This is a genomic window from Pseudoalteromonas sp. S3178, from assembly GCF_005886985.1.
Classification (GTDB): domain Bacteria; phylum Pseudomonadota; class Gammaproteobacteria; order Enterobacterales; family Alteromonadaceae; genus Pseudoalteromonas; species Pseudoalteromonas carrageenovora.
The window spans coordinates 84426-100871 of sequence record NZ_PNCW01000016.1 but is presented as its reverse complement, the minus strand read 5'-3'; the positions used below and the strand labels follow the sequence as shown (position 1 = coordinate 100871).

The 16446-nt window shown below is 39.5% G+C and carries 20 protein-coding genes; 7 read left to right on the top strand and 13 right to left on the bottom strand.

Translation table 11 applies throughout. The features are described from left to right. Window positions 1-8: 8 nt before the first annotated feature. The 8 genes from era to rpoE form a co-directional block, all read right to left on the bottom strand. A complete protein-coding gene (era, locus tag CWC11_RS03995) occupies window positions 9-941 on the bottom strand; it encodes a GTPase Era (protein ID WP_058548618.1) in 933 nt (310 codons plus the stop codon). Next, window positions 931-1608, bottom strand: coding sequence for a ribonuclease III (gene rnc, locus CWC11_RS03990; RefSeq protein WP_058548619.1), 678 nt, complete (start codon window positions 1606-1608; stop codon window positions 931-933). The genes era and rnc overlap by 11 nt, the downstream gene beginning before the upstream one ends. Window positions 1609-1610: 2 nt before the next feature. Further along, complete coding sequence (lepB, locus tag CWC11_RS03985; protein ID WP_058548620.1) at window positions 1611-2546, bottom strand: signal peptidase I; 936 nt, start codon at window positions 2544-2546, stop codon at window positions 1611-1613. 16 nt (window positions 2547-2562) lie between these two features. Then, entirely contained in the window at window positions 2563-4350 is a 1788-nt protein-coding gene (gene lepA / locus CWC11_RS03980) for a translation elongation factor 4 (protein WP_058548621.1), read from the bottom strand. Between the two features lie 276 nt (window positions 4351-4626). Further along, window positions 4627-5076: a SoxR reducing system RseC family protein gene (locus CWC11_RS03975; protein WP_138681644.1), complete on the bottom strand. Its 450-nt coding sequence runs from the start codon at window positions 5074-5076 to the stop codon at window positions 4627-4629. Window positions 5077-5095: 19 nt separating this feature from the next. Further along, window positions 5096-6046: a MucB/RseB C-terminal domain-containing protein gene (locus tag CWC11_RS03970; protein WP_138681643.1), complete on the bottom strand. Its 951-nt coding sequence runs from the start codon at window positions 6044-6046 to the stop codon at window positions 5096-5098. A 4-nt stretch (window positions 6047-6050) separates the two neighbouring features. Further along, window positions 6051-6668, bottom strand: a complete 618-nt coding sequence (locus CWC11_RS03965; protein ID WP_138681642.1) for a sigma-E factor negative regulatory protein — start codon at window positions 6666-6668, stop codon at window positions 6051-6053. Between the two features lies 1 nt (window position 6669). Then, complete coding sequence (rpoE, locus tag CWC11_RS03960; protein ID WP_058548740.1) at window positions 6670-7251, bottom strand: RNA polymerase sigma factor RpoE; 582 nt, start codon at window positions 7249-7251, stop codon at window positions 6670-6672. 246 nt (window positions 7252-7497) lie between these two features. On the opposite strand from rpoE, the gene nadB reads away from it, so the two are divergent. Beyond that, on the top strand, window positions 7498-9108 hold the full coding sequence (gene nadB, locus CWC11_RS03955; protein ID WP_138681641.1) for an L-aspartate oxidase: 1611 nt from the start codon (window positions 7498-7500) through the stop codon (window positions 9106-9108). On the opposite strand, the gene CWC11_RS23275 is transcribed toward nadB, so the two are convergent. Both CWC11_RS23275 and CWC11_RS03945 read right to left on the bottom strand, forming a co-directional pair. Then, window positions 9083-9439, bottom strand: a complete 357-nt coding sequence (locus CWC11_RS23275) for a hypothetical protein (RefSeq protein WP_058548626.1) — start codon at window positions 9437-9439, stop codon at window positions 9083-9085. The genes nadB and CWC11_RS23275 overlap by 26 nt on opposite strands. Before the next feature lie 55 nt (window positions 9440-9494). Next, window positions 9495-9746 (bottom strand): FAD assembly factor SdhE, encoded by a 252-nt coding sequence (locus CWC11_RS03945; RefSeq protein ID WP_058548627.1) that lies wholly within the window; start codon window positions 9744-9746, stop codon window positions 9495-9497. Window positions 9747-9910: 164 nt separating this feature from the next. On the opposite strand from CWC11_RS03945, the gene ygfZ reads away from it, so the two are divergent. Then, window positions 9911-10822, top strand: coding sequence for a CAF17-like 4Fe-4S cluster assembly/insertion protein YgfZ (gene ygfZ / locus CWC11_RS03940; RefSeq protein ID WP_138681640.1), 912 nt, complete (start codon window positions 9911-9913; stop codon window positions 10820-10822). A gap of 12 nt (window positions 10823-10834) precedes the next feature. Further along, window positions 10835-11320 carry an FKBP-type peptidyl-prolyl cis-trans isomerase gene (locus tag CWC11_RS03935; RefSeq protein ID WP_058548629.1) on the top strand — a complete coding sequence of 162 codons (486 nt, stop codon included), beginning with the start codon at window positions 10835-10837 and terminating at the stop codon, window positions 11318-11320. A 38-nt stretch (window positions 11321-11358) separates the two neighbouring features. On the opposite strand, the gene CWC11_RS03930 is transcribed toward CWC11_RS03935, so the two are convergent. From CWC11_RS03930 to CWC11_RS03920, 3 genes are read right to left on the bottom strand one after another with little or no spacing between them, the layout of a single operon-like run. Then, window positions 11359-11841 (bottom strand): hypothetical protein, encoded by a 483-nt coding sequence (locus tag CWC11_RS03930; RefSeq protein WP_138681639.1) that lies wholly within the window; start codon window positions 11839-11841, stop codon window positions 11359-11361. A 24-nt stretch (window positions 11842-11865) separates the two neighbouring features. Then, the gene (locus CWC11_RS03925) at window positions 11866-12678 is read right to left on the bottom strand and encodes a DUF481 domain-containing protein (RefSeq protein ID WP_058548631.1); all 813 of its coding nucleotides are present in this window, start codon (window positions 12676-12678) and stop codon (window positions 11866-11868) included. A gap of 43 nt (window positions 12679-12721) precedes the next feature. Beyond that, window positions 12722-13042 carry an HI1450 family dsDNA-mimic protein gene (locus CWC11_RS03920; RefSeq protein WP_058548632.1) on the bottom strand — a complete coding sequence of 107 codons (321 nt, stop codon included), beginning with the start codon at window positions 13040-13042 and terminating at the stop codon, window positions 12722-12724. Window positions 13043-13386: 344 nt separating this feature from the next. Between CWC11_RS03920 and CWC11_RS03915 the strand changes: the two genes are divergently transcribed. From CWC11_RS03915 to CWC11_RS03900, 4 genes are all read left to right on the top strand, one after another. Next, complete coding sequence (locus CWC11_RS03915) at window positions 13387-14178, top strand: crotonase/enoyl-CoA hydratase family protein (protein WP_138681638.1); 792 nt, start codon at window positions 13387-13389, stop codon at window positions 14176-14178. A 72-nt stretch (window positions 14179-14250) separates the two neighbouring features. After that, on the top strand, window positions 14251-14604 hold the full coding sequence (locus tag CWC11_RS03910) for a CidA/LrgA family protein (protein ID WP_138681637.1): 354 nt from the start codon (window positions 14251-14253) through the stop codon (window positions 14602-14604). Continuing rightward, complete coding sequence (locus tag CWC11_RS03905) at window positions 14597-15316, top strand: LrgB family protein (RefSeq protein WP_138681636.1); 720 nt, start codon at window positions 14597-14599, stop codon at window positions 15314-15316. The genes CWC11_RS03910 and CWC11_RS03905 overlap by 8 nt, the downstream gene beginning before the upstream one ends. 39 nt (window positions 15317-15355) lie before the next feature. Then, the gene (locus CWC11_RS03900) at window positions 15356-16186 is read left to right on the top strand and encodes a mechanosensitive ion channel family protein (RefSeq protein ID WP_104643161.1); all 831 of its coding nucleotides are present in this window, start codon (window positions 15356-15358) and stop codon (window positions 16184-16186) included. Window positions 16187-16446: the final 260 nt, after the last annotated feature.

Genomic DNA, 16446 nt, shown 5'->3' with positions numbered 1-16446 from the left:
TTATTGGTTTAGTCTTCACCGTAACCTAAGCTTCTTAGTGCTCGTTCGTCATCAGCCCAACCAGATTTAACTTTTACCCAAAGTTCTAAAAATACTTTGTTGTCGAGCATTTCTTCAATGTCTTTACGGGCTTCACGGCCAATCGTTTTTAGCTTTTCGCCTTTATTACCGATTACCATGCGCTTTTGTGTTTCACGCTCAACAAGTATTAACCCGTTGATATGCCATACACCGTTTTCTTGCCATTTAAACTGCTCTATTTCAACAGTTACAGAATATGGAAGTTCTTCACCCATGAAGCGCATTAGCTTTTCACGAATAACCTCTGCTGCCATAAAGCGCATAGAACGATCGGTAACGTAATCTTCAGGGAAGTAAAACTCACACGGAGGTAAGCGTTTAGTTACTTCTGCTTTGATCAAATCAACGTTTTTACCTTGCGTTGCTGATACTGGCATAATGCCAACAAAATCAAACTTGTCACCAAGCTCTTTCATGTGAGGTAGCACTAAATCGCGGTTTTTAACTTGGTCAATTTTGTTTATAACCAATAATACCGGCTTACCACTTTGCGATACCTTATTAAGTACCATTTCGTCATCAGCATTCCAATGAGTGCCTTCAACAACAAAAATAATAAGCTCTACATCACCAATTGAACTAGACGCTGCACGGTTCATTAAACGGTTAATAGCACGCTTTTCTTCAACGTGAAGACCTGGTGTATCTATGTATACCGCTTGGTGTTTACCTTCGGTATGAATACCCATAATACGGTGGCGTGTAGTTTGTGGTTTGCGCGAGGTAATACTTACTTTTTGCTCAATGATTTCATTAAGTAAAGTTGATTTACCTACGTTTGGGCGACCAACAATGGCAACCATTCCACAAAATGTATCTACATCACCTTCATGAGGTTGTATTAAGGTATCAAGGTTCATTTTTAAGTATCTTCAATGCTTTTTCGGCAGCTTTTTGTTCGGCTTTACGGCGCGAGCTACCAACAGAAATTATGCTATCCATTCCATCAACAATACATTCAACCGTGAATGTTTGATTATGTGCTTGGCCTTTAGTGTCAACAACAGTGTAACCCGGTAAAGATAATTTACGGGCTTGTAGATACTCTTGCAGCAGGGTCTTCGGATCTTTTTGATTAAGCCCTGGTGAAATAGCATCAAGTCGAGACTCGTACCACGCTAAAATTAGTTCTCCGCAGCGTTCAATATCTGAATCTAAAAATACTGCGCCAATAATGGCTTCAACTGCATCAGCAAGTGTAGACTCGCGGCGGAATCCTCCACTTTTAAGCTCACCCGGCCCTAAGCGCAAGTAATCGCCTAGACCAAATTCGAGACCAAATTCAGCAAGAGTTTGGCCACGCACAAGCGTAGAACGCATACGGCTTAAATCGCCTTCGCGTGCTTTTGGAAATTTAGCATAAAGCGCATTGGCAATTACAAAGCTTAATATTGAGTCGCCTAAAAACTCTAGTCGCTCATTATGTTGACCTTTGTGGCTGCGGTGCGTCATTGCTTGTTCAAGTAAACCTTGATCAGCAAATACATAGCCAATTCTGTTATATAATTCTGTTACATTTTTTTTCATTGTTACTGAATATTACCTAGGCGTTCAAAACGAACACCAGTTGGAACCCATCCTGGTAAAACATCATCTGGGCCATTTTCAAATTCAAAACTCATCCATATAAAGACAGCTTTACCCACCAAGTTTTCTTTTGGTACAAAGCCCCAAAAGCGACTATCTTGGCTGTTATCGCGGTTATCACCCATCATAAAATAATGATCAGCAGGTACAGTCCATTCATCTGAAGGTGTGCCTGGTTGCTGATAGTAACGCCCTTTTCTTTCAGGTGCGCGTGGGTTGATTAAAATGTCGTGCTTTAGTGTAGTTAAATTTTCGTTTACACGTGCAAGCGACATTTGGCCTTGTTTAAATTCGTTATCATTAATTAGTTTAAAATCAATTTTATTGAATTCATTGCATAGAAGCTCGCCCTGTTGGGTTTCACCTTCTTTACAGTTTGGTTGAATATATAAACGCTTATCGCGATAAACAATTTTATCGCCCGGTAAACCAATTGCGCGTTTAATATAATCAACTCTTTCATCTAACGGATATTTAAAAACAACAATATCACCACGCTCTGGCTCACCCATATCAACTAACTGAGTACGCCAAACTGGGTCTTTAATTCCGTAAGAATATTTTTGCACTAAAATAAAGTCACCAACTAATAAAGTAGGCATCATTGAACCTGATGGAATCTGAAACGGTTCAAAAATAAATGACCTAAAAATAGTAATAGCTGCAATCATCGGAAAAATCGACTTTGCAGTTTCAGTTATTACTGGTTCTGGTGCTATTAATGCAGCTGTTTCTTCATCTAACTGGCTGCCAGCAGAGGTTTGCGCTATAGCCAAACGCTCTTGCCTTTTTGGCGCATACAACAGGTGATCTATTAACCATATTAAACCTGAGCCTAAGGTTAATAACACCAATAAAACTGAAAAGTAACCAGCCATCTATAATCCTTTATTTTTATTTACCAACTTTCAAAATAGCTAAAAACGCTTCTTGAGGCACTTCAACATTACCTAGTTGCTTCATTCGTTTTTTACCATCTTTTTGCTTTTGCAGTAGCTTTTTCTTACGACTCACGTCACCACCGTAACATTTAGCTATTACGTTTTTACGTAACTGCTTAACCGTTGTACGCGCAATAACATGCTGTCCGATAGCGGCTTGAATCGCAATATCAAACATTTGACGCGGGATGAGCTCTTTAAGCGCATCAGCAAGCTGACGACCACGCGATTGAGCACTATCTCTGTGTACAATAATTGCTAACGCATCAACACGCTCACCGTTAATAAGTATATCAACGCGTACCATATCTGAGGTTTGAAAGTGCTTAAAGTTATAATCAAGTGATGCAAAACCACGACTTGTTGATTTTAACTTATCAAAAAAGTCCATTACCACTTCAGCCATAGGTAGCTCATATGTCACTGCTACTTGCTTACCGTGGTAACTCATTTTGGTTTGTACACCACGCTTATCAACACATAACGTAATAACACTACCTAAATACTCTTGAGGAACAAGAATATTAGCCTCTACTACTGGCTCACGAATTTCTAAAATATCGTTTACCGCAGGTAAATCAGATGGATTATCAATCTGAGTAGTACCTTCTTTAGTAACTACTTCGTAGATTACAGTAGGTGCCGTCGTAATTAAATCAATATCGTATTCACGCTCTAAACGTTCTTGAATAATTTCCATGTGTAGCATTCCTAAAAAGCCACAGCGGAAACCAAAACCAAGTGCGGTCGAATTCTCTGGTTCAAAGAATAACGACGCATCGTTTAAGCTTAATTTATTTAGTGCATCACGGAACGATTCATATTCATCAGATGCAATTGGGAACATACCGGCATAAACCTGTGGCTTAATTTTTTGAAAGCCAGGTAAACGAAGCGGTGCTGCATTTTTTTGATGAGTAATAGTGTCGCCAACTGGCGCGCCGTGTATTTCTTTAATACCCGCAATAACAAAACCTACTTCGCCAGTACGTAAAATACCGGTGTTTGTTTGCTTCGGGGTAAAAATACCAACATGGTCAGCGGTATGAACGTGCTCGTTTGACATTATTTTTATTTTGTCGCCCGCGCGTAGTTCACCATGCTTAATACGTACAAGTGATACAACACCTTGGTATGGGTCAAACCACGAGTCAATAATAAGTGCTTGTAAAGGCGCTTCTTTATCACCTTCTGGTGGCGGAACGTCTTTAACAATCATTTCAAGAACTTCGGCAATACCTACACCTGTTTTAGCGCTACACTGCACAGCGTCTAAGGCATCAATACCAATAATATCTTCAATTTCTTCAGCTACACGAAGCGGATCGGCTTGCGGTAAATCAATTTTGTTAAGTACAGGAATTACTTCTAGGTCCATTTCGATAGCGGTATAACAGTTTGCCAATGTTTGCGCTTCTACGCCTTGGCCTGCATCTACTACTAATAATGCACCTTCACACGCAGCTAATGAACGAGATACTTCATAAGTAAAATCAACATGCCCTGGCGTGTCGATGAAGTTAAGTTGGTATGTTTCACCATCATTTGCTTTGTAGTTCAACGTTACACTTTGCGCTTTAATGGTAATACCACGTTCGCGCTCAATGTCCATTGAATCCAAAACCTGCTTCTGCATTTCACGGTCGGTTAAACCGCCACAAACTTGGATCAAACGGTCAGAAAGGGTCGATTTACCATGGTCAATGTGGGCGATGATCGAAAAATTACGGATATGCTTCATAAACTGGATTCTAAACTTCTATTTTAATGGACTAAGTACATACACCTAAGTGACTTGAAAATACTTGCTTTAGGATGCCACAAGTTTAGTTTATAACTTTCACACTAAACTTACGCTTTTTAAGGTGGGTTAAAATTATTTTATAGCTTGAATAACATTGATTTAGAGCCGTTTAGCCTAAATAACTTTCCTCGCGTAAAACAATTATAAAAACCACGGTTCCTTGTATTTCCAAGTTACTTTGGTATAAAACGGCAATTTTACATTTAATTGGCGTCAATCACCATCTATTTGCGTTAAAGGAATACTAATTGGATGAATTTTTATAACTTTTATATCGTGCTTAAGAGATTTAACACGTGTTTTAGCAATAAAATAACCACTTACCCCACCTAAAGCCGCTGCTAAAATTTGCCAGCCTTCGGAAGCCATAAATAACTGAGCTGCAATAAAAGCAAAAATCAGGCTTAAAAATAACGGTAGCATGTAAACAGCAAAAGCATGTTTAACCATATGGCTATCATCAAGAGACAGTGTGACTTTTTGACCGACCTCTACGGGGGATTCAAATTTGAAGGGGAATGTTTTTTTAGCCGTGCCAAAAAGCTTACCAAACACTTGTGAACCACAACGTCCGTTGCAGCCTTCGCAAGCTTGTTTTTGCTGGGCTTCTAAATGCGCAGTGTGGCCATCGAGGGCCACAACTGTCAGGGTCTGTTCTATCATAACAATCCTTACGAATCGTTTATAATGCGCGGGTTACTGACTCTGCTATTGCTTTTGCGGTCATACTTGGCACATTACCAACAACGGATACATCGAAATTACCGCCATTATGCACATATACAGTCGTTGCACCAGAAGTTAATGCACCGCTTAAACGCTTGCCCGGTAATGGGCGCTGAATAAATACCGACACTTCTACAAACCCGTCTGAGAACAGGTAATAGTCTGTAAGTTCATTATTTAAATCGAGCTTATGTCGGTCTGATTTTAAAAGTTCAAAACCATCTGGCAACCAACTAATTTTCCAGTTTGTGGCCGTGCTATCGTTATTGTTCAATGCATCATTTGGTAAAGGCGTTGGGAAATTACGATTAAGTACTTCAAGTAATATAGCCGCAGGCTGCTCTGTTACGCTAATATGCGTAAGCTGCAACTGCTCAAGTGCTTCGCCTTCATGATTAACGTACGCTGCTTTTAATAAAAGCGACGACTCCATATCAAGCCAAATCCAATAATTATATTTATACTCGTCTTTAGATTCTATTCGCACTAGCTGCGCAGCACGCCCAGCTATTCGCCCTTTTCCACCTAAAACAAAGTCATAATGCGCACTTAAGCGCTCGATATCTTTGAATAATACTTCAGGAATTGGACCCGCTATTGAGTCTGTTTTTAAAGAGTAAGGCTGAGATTGCGGCTCAAAGTAAGTAACTTGATTATCAACACGAACCATTTCTAAACCAGCGCCGTTAAGCAAGCTTAAATGCTCAAGTTCTGTTTCGCCCTGAAGCGCATGTACCCATCGGTAGGGTTCCATTGCTTTACCTTTAACAACCACAAACGAGGCGTCAAAATTACGAGTGTGAACGGCATTCGCCATTTTAAGTAATAAATCTTTGGCAGGATTTGTGTCGTTGGCAAAGGCATTTACGCTTACGACCAACGACAGAACAAAAGTGATTACTTTCATTTAATTAGTTTTTTTCCTCAGACGCTTTGGTGCTAGTTTGCGCTGTTTCTAAAGAATTCGCAACTCGGGCTTGGCGTTGGTGCTCTAAAACTAACGCGCCAATACGTTGCTGTTGTAACTCACGTAAACCTTGCTCTGCATTTTCTAAAGCAGGCTCTGATGAGTAACTTACCGGAGATGCCATACCTGTTAACGGAGTAGTTTGCAGTAATGGAATTTCACTTTGTTGCTCGTTATTGCTTTGTGGCAAGGTGTTTACACCTACAATGGCAAACATTGCTACACTTGCTGCAATAGCAAGTTGTGCAACAGGTTTACGCCAATTAAAAGCAACTACGTTGTTGTCTTTTTCGGTTACGCTTTGCGGCTTATTTGCTGCTTTAGACTGAGAAAAATCAGCGTATACAGGTTCACTTTCTAGCGCTAGTGCAACGCGATCGCTAATATCAATATGGATGTCGTTGTTATTTTTTTGAGCACGCATCGCATCACCAATTAACGCATAACGACCGAACGTAGTTACATCTTGCTCTGCAATTGTTGCATCAGCTAAATGTTGCTCGCCGTCAAGTAATGCTGATAACGCTTCGTTATCTAACTTGCTAACGTGTGCTTTTGTCATACTAAGACTCGCCTATTAATGGGTTTAATTTGTTATCTATTGCTTCACGGGCTCTAAATATACGCGAACGTACAGTGCCAACAGGGCAATCCATTACCACGGCTATTTCTTCATAGCTCATCCCTTCAATTTCTCTTAGGGTAATCGCGGTTTTAAGGTCTTCAGGCAAACTATCAATCGTATTAAAAATAACAGCGCGTACTTCTTCGCTTAAAAGTAGGTTTTCAGGAGATGCATTAGAACGCATTGAATCTGCACCATCGTAAAACTCGGCATCTTCGGCGTCTATATCATTCGCTGGCGGCTTACGCCCCTGGGCTACTAAGTAATTTTTAGCACAATTAACGGCAATACGGTATAACCACGTGTAAAAGGCGCTGTCCCCTCTAAAGTTAGGAAGTGCACGGTAAGCTTTAATAAACGCTTCTTGTGCTACATCTGCAATATCGCCTTGGTTAGATACATAACGTGAGATCAAACCTGCAATTTTGTTTTGATACTTCTTTACTAATAGGTTGAAGGCGTTTTTATCTCCTTGCTGGACCCTTTTTACTAGCACTAAATCTAATTCCTGCTCGCTCATTCGAGCCGGTACTCCTATGTCTGATTTTTGCTTGTTATTCATATTGTCGTCATTGTTCACAAATACTCTGACCCCTTTATGAATAAAAAGTTCTGCTTAATATTATTTTTTTATAAAATAGTTGATAAATAACGGCGCTAAGCCTTTAAAATCACTACGTAGTAATATGACAAATATGATACAACTACAGATATTAAAAACAAATATTGCTCTATTTGAGCATTGTAACCGCAAAGTACCTCTGACATGAACCAAAATAAACATCACATTGCAGATGTCGCTATTATCGGTAGCGGCGCAGCAGGCTTATCACTTGCATTGTCTTTAGCTAATTATTGTAACGTTACCGTGATCAGTAAAGGAGCACTTACCGAAGGTTCTACCTTATATGCTCAAGGCGGTATAGCCGCGGTTTTTGATAAACAAAATGACAGTATAGAATCCCATGTAGAAGATACTCTCGACGCTGGCGGCGGCCTGTGTGATCGCGATGCTGTTCATTACACAGCGAGTAACGCACACGACTGCCTACAATGGTTAATAGACCAAGGCGTGCCTTTTGATATGGAGTTTGACAGTAAAGGTAAAGAAAGATTTCATTTAACTCGTGAAGGCGGTCACAGCCATCGCCGTATTTTACATGCAGCCGATGCAACAGGTAAAGCGGTACAAACCACCCTTATTAGCCAAGTAAAAGCGCATAAAAATATAACCTTGCTTGAGCAATATAATGCAATTGATTTAATTACTGATAAAAGCGCCGATAAACCAGGGTCGCATATCCATGGTATGTATGTATGGAACAAAAAAGCTAAAAAAGTAGAAACTATTTCGGCTAAATTTGTGGCTTTAGCTACCGGTGGTGCAAGTAAAGTATATCTATATACCTCAAACCCTGATGTTTCAAGCGGTGATGGTATTGCAATGGCATGGCGCGCGGGCTGTAAAGTGGCCAATATGGAGTTTAACCAATTTCACCCTACCAGCCTTTATCACCCAGAGCTGCAAAACTTTTTAATCACCGAGGCAATGCGCGGCGAAGGTGCTTATTTAAAACGCCCTGACGGCACCCGTTTTATGAAAGACTTTGATGAGCGTGAAGAGCTTGCCCCTCGTGATATAGTCGCTCGTGCAATCGATTTTGAAATGAAGCGCCTGGGTGCTAATTGTGTTTATTTAGATATAAGCCACAAAGACAAAGACTTTATTATTGAGCACTTTCCAACTATTTACGCAAAATGTTTAAGTGTTGGCCTTGATATAACCAAAGAGGCAATTCCGGTTGTGCCTGCGGCGCATTATACCTGTGGCGGTGTAATGACCGACTTTAACGGTAAAACCGATCTGGATAACCTATATGCTGTTGGCGAAGTTGCTTACACCGGTCTTCATGGTGCAAACCGCATGGCTAGTAACTCATTATTAGAGTGCATTGTGTTTGCTCATGCTGCCGCTAAAGATATTTTAAGTAAAATTGAAACAGCACCGGAGCCTATGGCGCTTCCTAATTGGGATGAAAGTCGTGTTAGTAACTCAGATGAAGAAATAGTCATTACGCATAACTGGCACGAACTACGCTTATTTATGTGGGATTATGTAGGCATTGTGCGATCAACTAAACGTTTAGAGCGAGCACTGCACCGAGTTGAGTTATTGCAACAAGAAATCCACGATTACTACGCAAACTTTAGAGTAAGTAATAACTTACTTGAGCTTCGTAACTTGGTACAAGTGTCTGAACTTATCATTAGAAGTGCAATGGAGCGAAAAGAAAGCCGAGGCCTTCACTATACAATTGACTACCCTGAACAAAATGAAAACCCAACACCGACTATTTTGACTCCAAAGCGCAGTTAATTGCATTTAAAGTAGCGCGTTTTAAACGTGCATAACTTTGCGCATTAACACCATTGGCTGAAATTATTAGCCAATGGTGTTCGCTAAAGCCTTTTATATGCAGCCATATACTATTGCCATAAAAACGACTCTTTTGAGTTATTTCACCCTGCACTTTTAGCGTTTCGCCTTCAAACCTAAAAAGCTTAGGTTCTAAAATTATTACGCCCTGTATAGGGTGTATCGCTAAAATTTTTCGCCAAACTATATAGGCAGCTATCGCATTTATAATCACACAAAATAGCATAGCTAACGCCGCGTCTAAAAACATACAAAGTAGTAAGCTAAGCACGCAAAAAAAGACCACAATCGGTTTGTGGTCTGCTTTATTATTTGTAACTGTAAATCTATACACGAACTCGGTCTAAGATGAGCGAAACCATGCTATTTAGTTCTTCATCTTTACATTCTTCATGGCCCATAAACCATGCAAATAAATCAGGATCTTCTTGCGTTAATAAACGCTGAAAAATAGCTTGTTGTTTTGCATTAAGCGAGTCGTATGCTTCTTCTACAAACGGCATAAACAAAACATCTAGCTCTAACATGCCACGACGACAAGCCCAACGAATACGTGCTTTACTATGAATTTCAACCATTTTAAACCTCATACTTAATTAACCTGAGTTTACCAAAATCAGGTGTACTTAGCAGCTATTAATCATTCATTAAATAATAAACTAATCGTTATAGTTGCTTGCCTGTACCATACGTAACAACTGCGTTATTATGTCACTTCATTTGTATTGCAAAGAAGGTTTTTATGTCGAGCGTTTATGCATGTCCGTTATCTCATCAGCTTATTAGCCTCAGTGGTGCTGATAAATTATCTTATTTGCACGGGCAAATCACTCAAGATCTCAATAAATTAACCAGCAGTAATTATTTATGGGCTGGCCATTGCAGCGCTAAAGGTAAACTTTGGGGCGTATTTAAATTATTTTCTTATCAAGATAGCTACTACCTAGCAGGTAGCGAAGCCGAAGTAGAAAAGTCGTTAGCTGAGCTTAAAAAGTACGCTGTATTTGCTAAAGTTGAAATTAGCGAATGCTCTAAACGTTTAATCGGTTTAATTGGCGATGACCTTAGTAATATACTTACACAGCTTGGTATTCATTTTGAAGACGATACAAACGCGTGTGACTTTAATAATGGTAAAGCACTTAAATTATCCCCTAACCGTGTACTGTTAATGGTAGATGGCCAATTTAGCATGCCCGATAGCATATCAACGCTTGATAACGAAGCGCTTTGGCAGCAAGCTGCAATGCTTGCTGGCGAGCCTCAATTAAGCAGTGACGCGGTAGGTGAATACGTACCACAAATGGTGAACTTACAAGCCATTGACGGTATTAGTTTTAAAAAAGGCTGCTACACGGGCCAAGAAACCGTTGCCCGTATGAAATACTTAGGTAAAAACAAACGTGCCATGTATATCGTTTCTGGGCAAAGCGAAGGCTTACTAGAAGAGCCTGATTTAGAAACTCAATTAGGTGAAAACTGGCGACGTGCAGGCAAACTGATTGCACAAAGCTTTGATGAGCAATCTAATAAATTAACGGGCCTTGTTGTGTTGCCTAACGATACCGATGTAACTCAGGTACTTCGTTCAAAACACGCACCTCAGGTGGAGCTAAGCATTCTGCCTCTACCATACTCTCTTGAAGATGAATAAATAGGAATGACTATGATCGTTGCGGCAAATAAAGTAGTAAAAATGCATTACTCAGTAATGGATAATGATGGCAATAGTATTGATAACTCGTTCGGTGGTGAACCGCTAGTTTTTATTGTTGGCACTGGCTACTTAATTTCAGGCCTAGAAAACGCGTTACAAGGTAAGCAAGCTGGCGATACGCTAAGCGTAAAAGTAGAACCTGAAGATGGTTACGGCGAGCGCCACGACCACTTAATGCAAGCAGTACCTAAATCAATGTTTGAAGGTATGGAAATTGAAGTTGGTATGCAATTTCGTGCATCAACAGATGATGGCGACCAATCGGTAATGATCATCGACATCCAAGATGAAGAAGTGATTGTAGATGGTAATAACCCGCTTGCAGGTATTACACTTAACTTTGATGTAGAAATTTTAGAAGTACGTGACGCTAGCGAAGATGAAATGGCTCATGGCCACGTTCATGGCGAAGGTGGTTGTGGTCACGACCACTAATCTAAATATTTATAAAAAAAGCGCCTAAGGCGCTTTTTTTATATCATATTATTACGCTTAACCGTTTCAGCTTTTGGCTTACTAGGCAGCGCGATTGATACGTTTTTTTCTTTTAAAGCAGCTAGTAAACCTTTTTGATCGTTTGTACCAACTCTATACAAAGTGCCATCTTTGAGCGTTAGCTGTATTGCACTAAAGCCAGATACTGTATACACCCAACCATCGTGAGTAATTCGCATACCAATACCGTGTCTGTAAGAGTTTTGAACTGCCTTAGCTTCTGCTACTTCGCTAAGCTCAATACTTTGCCCAGCAACACCTGGACCAAACGCCCAGCTAATATTCTTATCATCTACTTTTACTGTTAAGCCATGAAACAAAAAGCCCACCAGCACTAAAATACCGGCAAATATCATCAAAGGAGCATCAGCACCTATTAAATTCCACGCCAGTGCAACAAAACCGCCAATCCATGCCAATACAAAAAATATAAACACCGCGTACTGCTTATGCTGATACATAGTTATCTCTAAAATTAAAAAATATTAAAAGCTGTATACCAAGGTGGCACTCAACTCTGAGTCGTACTTGAGGTTATCGTCTTCTGGCTTTGAATTATAACGATACATATAAGCAAACTTAAGTGATACCGCACCAATAACTTGGCTAATGAGCGCAGTTTCTGATTTTAAACGAGAGTTTAACCCAGAAAGTGATTGCTCAATACTTACATCTTGGTTAAAACGAGTTCGTTTTGAAACTAATCGCTCCCACTGCATAGCAACACGGACTAAGTAACCTGTTTTGTTTTGCTCATCTTCACTCACTTCAGATTCATCATCTGCAACTGAGCGATACAAGCCAGGCCCAACATCAATATCAACTTTATTTTTTACGCCCTGATATACCCGCGCGCCATAACCGGTTGCTATCGTGCTTTTAAAATCAAGGCCGCTAAATTCATCTTCTTCATAATCGCCATAAATAAAAAGTGAAGAGTTTTTAACGCCTACTTTGTAGTTACCCTGAGCAGATACAAATATACGATTTGCGGTTACATCGGTTGTACCCGTATCGTCATTTTGGTCGCGCTTATAAAGGGAGTCTATTTTGAATTGATTTCGCCATTTTTCAAAGTCTTGATACAAGTTGCCTTTGAGTTTAAAGCTTGTGGAGTTGGTGTTACCTTTACTTAAAATTAAGCCAAACTCGGTATCACCATAAAACATTTCGCCTTTATGTAACTCATGAATTTCTTCATCTGAAAGCTTGCCATATTCATGAAAATCCTCAAACGGATCAACTGCCCAGCTAGGGCTACTAATCATTAAAAGAATTAAAAATAAATACTTACGCACAGAACTCTCTCTGATACACAATTAAAACAAGTAAGCGCAATGCTTACGCTGTTTCTTTCCATAAAATATGACAAAACGGTGCGTCTTTATCACGGCTAATTAAAATTTTTGCAAATAAAACATCGTCGGTTTCAAACTCTAAACCTACTAATACTTGAATAAAGTGTTCAGGCTCTATTTCAAGCGCTACAAAGTCTTGCCATTGGTCATCAGGTTCACCTTCTTCAATAAATCCTAACTCTTCTCGGTATTCATTAAAGTCCTCAACGTCTTTATCGCTAAGGTTATTAGGCGCCAGTTCTAAAAAAATATCATAGGCTTGGTGAGTAGCTTCTTCTTCTGTGTATAAACGTGGACCCGACATAATTGCTTAACCTTAAGCTTTAAAGTGGCGTCATAATATCAAAACTAGAAACAAGTTTGAGAAAAATACGCTTAAAAAACAGATTTTTTTGTTACCGAGTCATGCTTGATTCAGCATTTAATAAATTCATTACTTAAGGAACTTTCTAACACCTTGAATAACTACATTAATTATATTTATTGCTATAAATAAACCATTAATCACAATATCAATAAATAAAAATAGATACTCGCTAAATCAACTAATTATGACTAAAGGATTACTAAATAATTCAATTTATTTTTTATAAATATGTACTTAGCGCTGATAAAAACTTAAGCTCAAAAGAGGTCAGAGGAGTAACCATGATAAAATTAGAAAAACTAAATAATATTGCTACTGTCACGCTTTGCAGGGCACAAAAACAAAACGCCCTAAGCTTTGAAATGTTTGTACAATTAAAAAAAACAATCAATAACATCAAACAAGATCGCAGTATTAGAGCTGTAATCATTAAAGGCGAAGGTGAACACTTTTGTGCAGGGCTTGATGTAGCAGGCGTTATGGCTTCCCCCTTTAACATTGTAAAACTACTATTTAAGTGGTTACCGGGTAATCAAAACCTAGCTCAAAAGGTTGTTTTAGGCTGGCAATCGTTAAGTGTACCGGTTATTGCACAAATAGATGGCAACTGCTTAGGTGGAGGATTACAAATAGCCTTAGGAGCCGACTACAGAATTGTTAATAACAATGCAAAACTTGCCATTATGGAAGCCCGCTGGGGACTTTGCCCTGACATGGGCGCAAATGTAGTACTAAGTGGCCTTGTAAAGCGCGATCATGCACAATGGCTTGCCAGTCATGCAAACCCAATTAGTGCTCAGCAAGCTGAACAATTAGGGTTAGTTACTCAACTCACCGACGATACACAAACAGCAACACACAACATGTTAAACACATTGCTTGAGCGCTCGCCAGATACATTAGCTGCAATTAAACGTATAACACAGCAAAGCTATAAGCTTAATCAACGTAAAATATTAGCTAAAGAAACATTTAGCCAAGTGCGATTACTGCTAAATCCAAACACTAAAAAAGCGATAGCTAAAGCAAAAGGGAAAACTGATATAACTTACAATAATGCTAAGCGCTGGTAAGACTAACGCCCAATGCATAGCGCGCACAAATTTGCTAAAGTTAAACCCTCATTTTATTTATAAGCTACTTAAATGAAGTACTTACTCAGCAGCGCTATTATTTTATTGTGTTTAACTTTAGCTAAATTAGTTATGCATTGTATTGGCGGCAGCTTTCCTGCCCCTCTGCTAGGCATGGTTATTTTACTCACTTTACTGTTATCGGGCATTGTAAAAGAGCATTATGTAATGCCCTGCGCATCACCAATCTTAAATATTATGCCAATATTTTTCATTCCTGCAGGAGTCGGTTTTATTGAGCATATAGACCTTATAAAATCGAACGGGCCTTTTTTAGTCTCTGTGGTATTACTCGTTCCTACCAGTACTTTACTGCTGGTAAGTGCGGTTATGGCTTATTTTAAAGGTAGAGATAACAATGACTGAGCTAACACCTAATTTATGGTGGTTAAGTATCCCCTTTATTGTTGCCTTATTTGTACTGCTAAGGGCCCTAAACAAGAAAGTTCAAAACGGTGTTTTAAAATCACTTACTAATCCGGTATTTTTAAGTATTGCTATTATTGCTTTGTTGCTTGTTAACTTAAACTTGCCCTATTCCCAATTTGCTTCTCACAGTCAACTACTTAGCTGGTTATTAGAACCCGCAATTGTTGCCTTAGCACTGCCTTTATATCAGCAATTTATGCATGTACGAAAAAACTTATTACTCATAGTAAGCACCTGCAGTTTAGGCATTGTTAATGCTACTTTTGTTGCATTTGTACTGAGTGTGTTATTTGACGTGCCTAACAACTTAAGTGCATCAGTTGCGGCTTTAAGTGTAACAACGCCCATCTCTTTAATTGTGACAGACTCCTTAGGAGGAATAAGCTCGCTCGCCGCCGCCTTGGTTATTTTTATAGGCTTATTAGGGGCTTTATTTGGCTTTATGCTATTTAAACTGGCTGCTATTTATAATCACGAAGCGCAAGGCGTGGCAATGGGAACTGCGTGCCATGCTATAGGCACGGCCGCAGCCCTTAGTGAACATCCAAAAGTAGGCGCATTTTCGTCTGTTGCTATGGCATTAAGCGCATTATTAACGGCAATTATAGTGCCGTTGCTCTATCCTTTTTTAGTCAACACTTTGCTATAGTTAGCAAAAATCGTATTACCACCATTTAAAGAGCCCGCTATGATCAGTTCTGAAATAGAACAATTTGAAAAATACTACACCATGCTCACCGAGTACCTAGTTACCTACAGCATGCAGATTGTAGGCGCTATTTTTATATTACTACTGGGCCTATGGGTAGCTAAAAAAATAGCCAATGTGGTTGCAAGCTTAATGGCTCGTCATAATATCGACGTTACTTTAACCAACTTTGTAAGCAATGTAGTTAAGGTATTGCTTATTGTTATGGTGGTTATTATAGCGCTGGGCAAAATAGGGATAAGCGTTACTCCTTTTGTGGCAGCCATAGGTGCAGCGTCTTTAGGTGCAGGTTTAGCACTGCAAGGTATGCTATCTAACTATGGTGCAGGCCTTGCCATTATAGCTACACGCCCTTTTGTAGTTGGCGATACCATTGAGGTTAAAAATGTAAGCGGCCAAGTTAAAACTATAGAGCTTGGCTACACCATTTTAATAGATGAAGAAAAAGTAGAAATCACCATTCCTAACAAACATATAATGGGCGAAATAATTCATAACTCATTTAGTTATTCATTAGTTAAAGGTGAAATAGATATTGCCTATAGTGCATGTGCTGATACCGCTATTAGTCTTATTGAAGAAGTACTCAACGCACACGAGTTAGTTGCTCAAAATCCACACTCTCAAATAGGCATAGAGCGCTTTGCTGATAGTGGCGTCACTATTAGTTACAGATATTGGGTGCCTACCACAAAAATAATCGAAACTAAGCTCGCTATTAACGGTGGTGTTTATAAAGCGATTAACAACGCTGAAATTGAAATACCGTTCCCACAACGCGTAGTGACCATAAATAAAAACGATATTTAACCTTTAAACTTAGTAGGTAATGCAGTATTGCATTACCTACATCACTAGGGCGTGTTGATCTTTGCGGATTGAAATTTGTTCAATCTAGGGGCGATTAAATCGCGGCGCGAGGTTTGTAACCTAGTGGGCTAAGTAAAAACCGAGCAACAAAGAGTTTATCGCCCCTAGGCAGAACTCGAAGGGCAACGCATGTTTGGCATTTATACTGCGTTATCGCCTATTTATGGGGAGTAACCACACTTCACAGGCTCTGCCTTGCC

Excerpts from the sequence above, each read along its gene's own strand:
- era (WP_058548618.1), bottom strand. The coding sequence starts at position 941 with ATGAACCTTGATACCTTAATACAACCTCATGAAGGTGATGTAGATACA.
- rnc (WP_058548619.1), bottom strand. The coding sequence starts at position 1,608 with ATGAAAAAAAATGTAACAGAATTATATAACAGAATTGGCTATGTATTT.
- lepB (WP_058548620.1), bottom strand. The coding sequence starts at position 2,546 with ATGGCTGGTTACTTTTCAGTTTTATTGGTGTTATTAACCTTAGGCTCA.
- lepA (WP_058548621.1), bottom strand. The coding sequence starts at position 4,350 with ATGAAGCATATCCGTAATTTTTCGATCATCGCCCACATTGACCATGGT.
- CWC11_RS03975 (WP_138681644.1), bottom strand. The coding sequence starts at position 5,076 with ATGATAGAACAGACCCTGACAGTTGTGGCCCTCGATGGCCACACTGCG.
- CWC11_RS03970 (WP_138681643.1), bottom strand. The coding sequence starts at position 6,046 with ATGAAAGTAATCACTTTTGTTCTGTCGTTGGTCGTAAGCGTAAATGCC.
- CWC11_RS03965 (WP_138681642.1), bottom strand. The coding sequence starts at position 6,668 with ATGACAAAAGCACACGTTAGCAAGTTAGATAACGAAGCGTTATCAGCA.
- rpoE (WP_058548740.1), bottom strand. The coding sequence starts at position 7,251 with ATGAGCGAGCAGGAATTAGATTTAGTGCTAGTAAAAAGGGTCCAGCAA.
- nadB (WP_138681641.1), top strand. The coding sequence starts at position 7,498 with ATGAACCAAAATAAACATCACATTGCAGATGTCGCTATTATCGGTAGC.
- CWC11_RS03945 (WP_058548627.1), bottom strand. The coding sequence starts at position 9,746 with ATGGTTGAAATTCATAGTAAAGCACGTATTCGTTGGGCTTGTCGTCGT.
- ygfZ (WP_138681640.1), top strand. The coding sequence starts at position 9,911 with ATGTCGAGCGTTTATGCATGTCCGTTATCTCATCAGCTTATTAGCCTC.
- CWC11_RS03935 (WP_058548629.1), top strand. The coding sequence starts at position 10,835 with ATGATCGTTGCGGCAAATAAAGTAGTAAAAATGCATTACTCAGTAATG.
- CWC11_RS03930 (WP_138681639.1), bottom strand. The coding sequence starts at position 11,841 with ATGTATCAGCATAAGCAGTACGCGGTGTTTATATTTTTTGTATTGGCA.
- CWC11_RS03920 (WP_058548632.1), bottom strand. The coding sequence starts at position 13,042 with ATGTCGGGTCCACGTTTATACACAGAAGAAGAAGCTACTCACCAAGCC.
- CWC11_RS03915 (WP_138681638.1), top strand. The coding sequence starts at position 13,387 with ATGATAAAATTAGAAAAACTAAATAATATTGCTACTGTCACGCTTTGC.
- CWC11_RS03910 (WP_138681637.1), top strand. The coding sequence starts at position 14,251 with ATGAAGTACTTACTCAGCAGCGCTATTATTTTATTGTGTTTAACTTTA.
- CWC11_RS03905 (WP_138681636.1), top strand. The coding sequence starts at position 14,597 with ATGACTGAGCTAACACCTAATTTATGGTGGTTAAGTATCCCCTTTATT.
- CWC11_RS03900 (WP_104643161.1), top strand. The coding sequence starts at position 15,356 with ATGATCAGTTCTGAAATAGAACAATTTGAAAAATACTACACCATGCTC.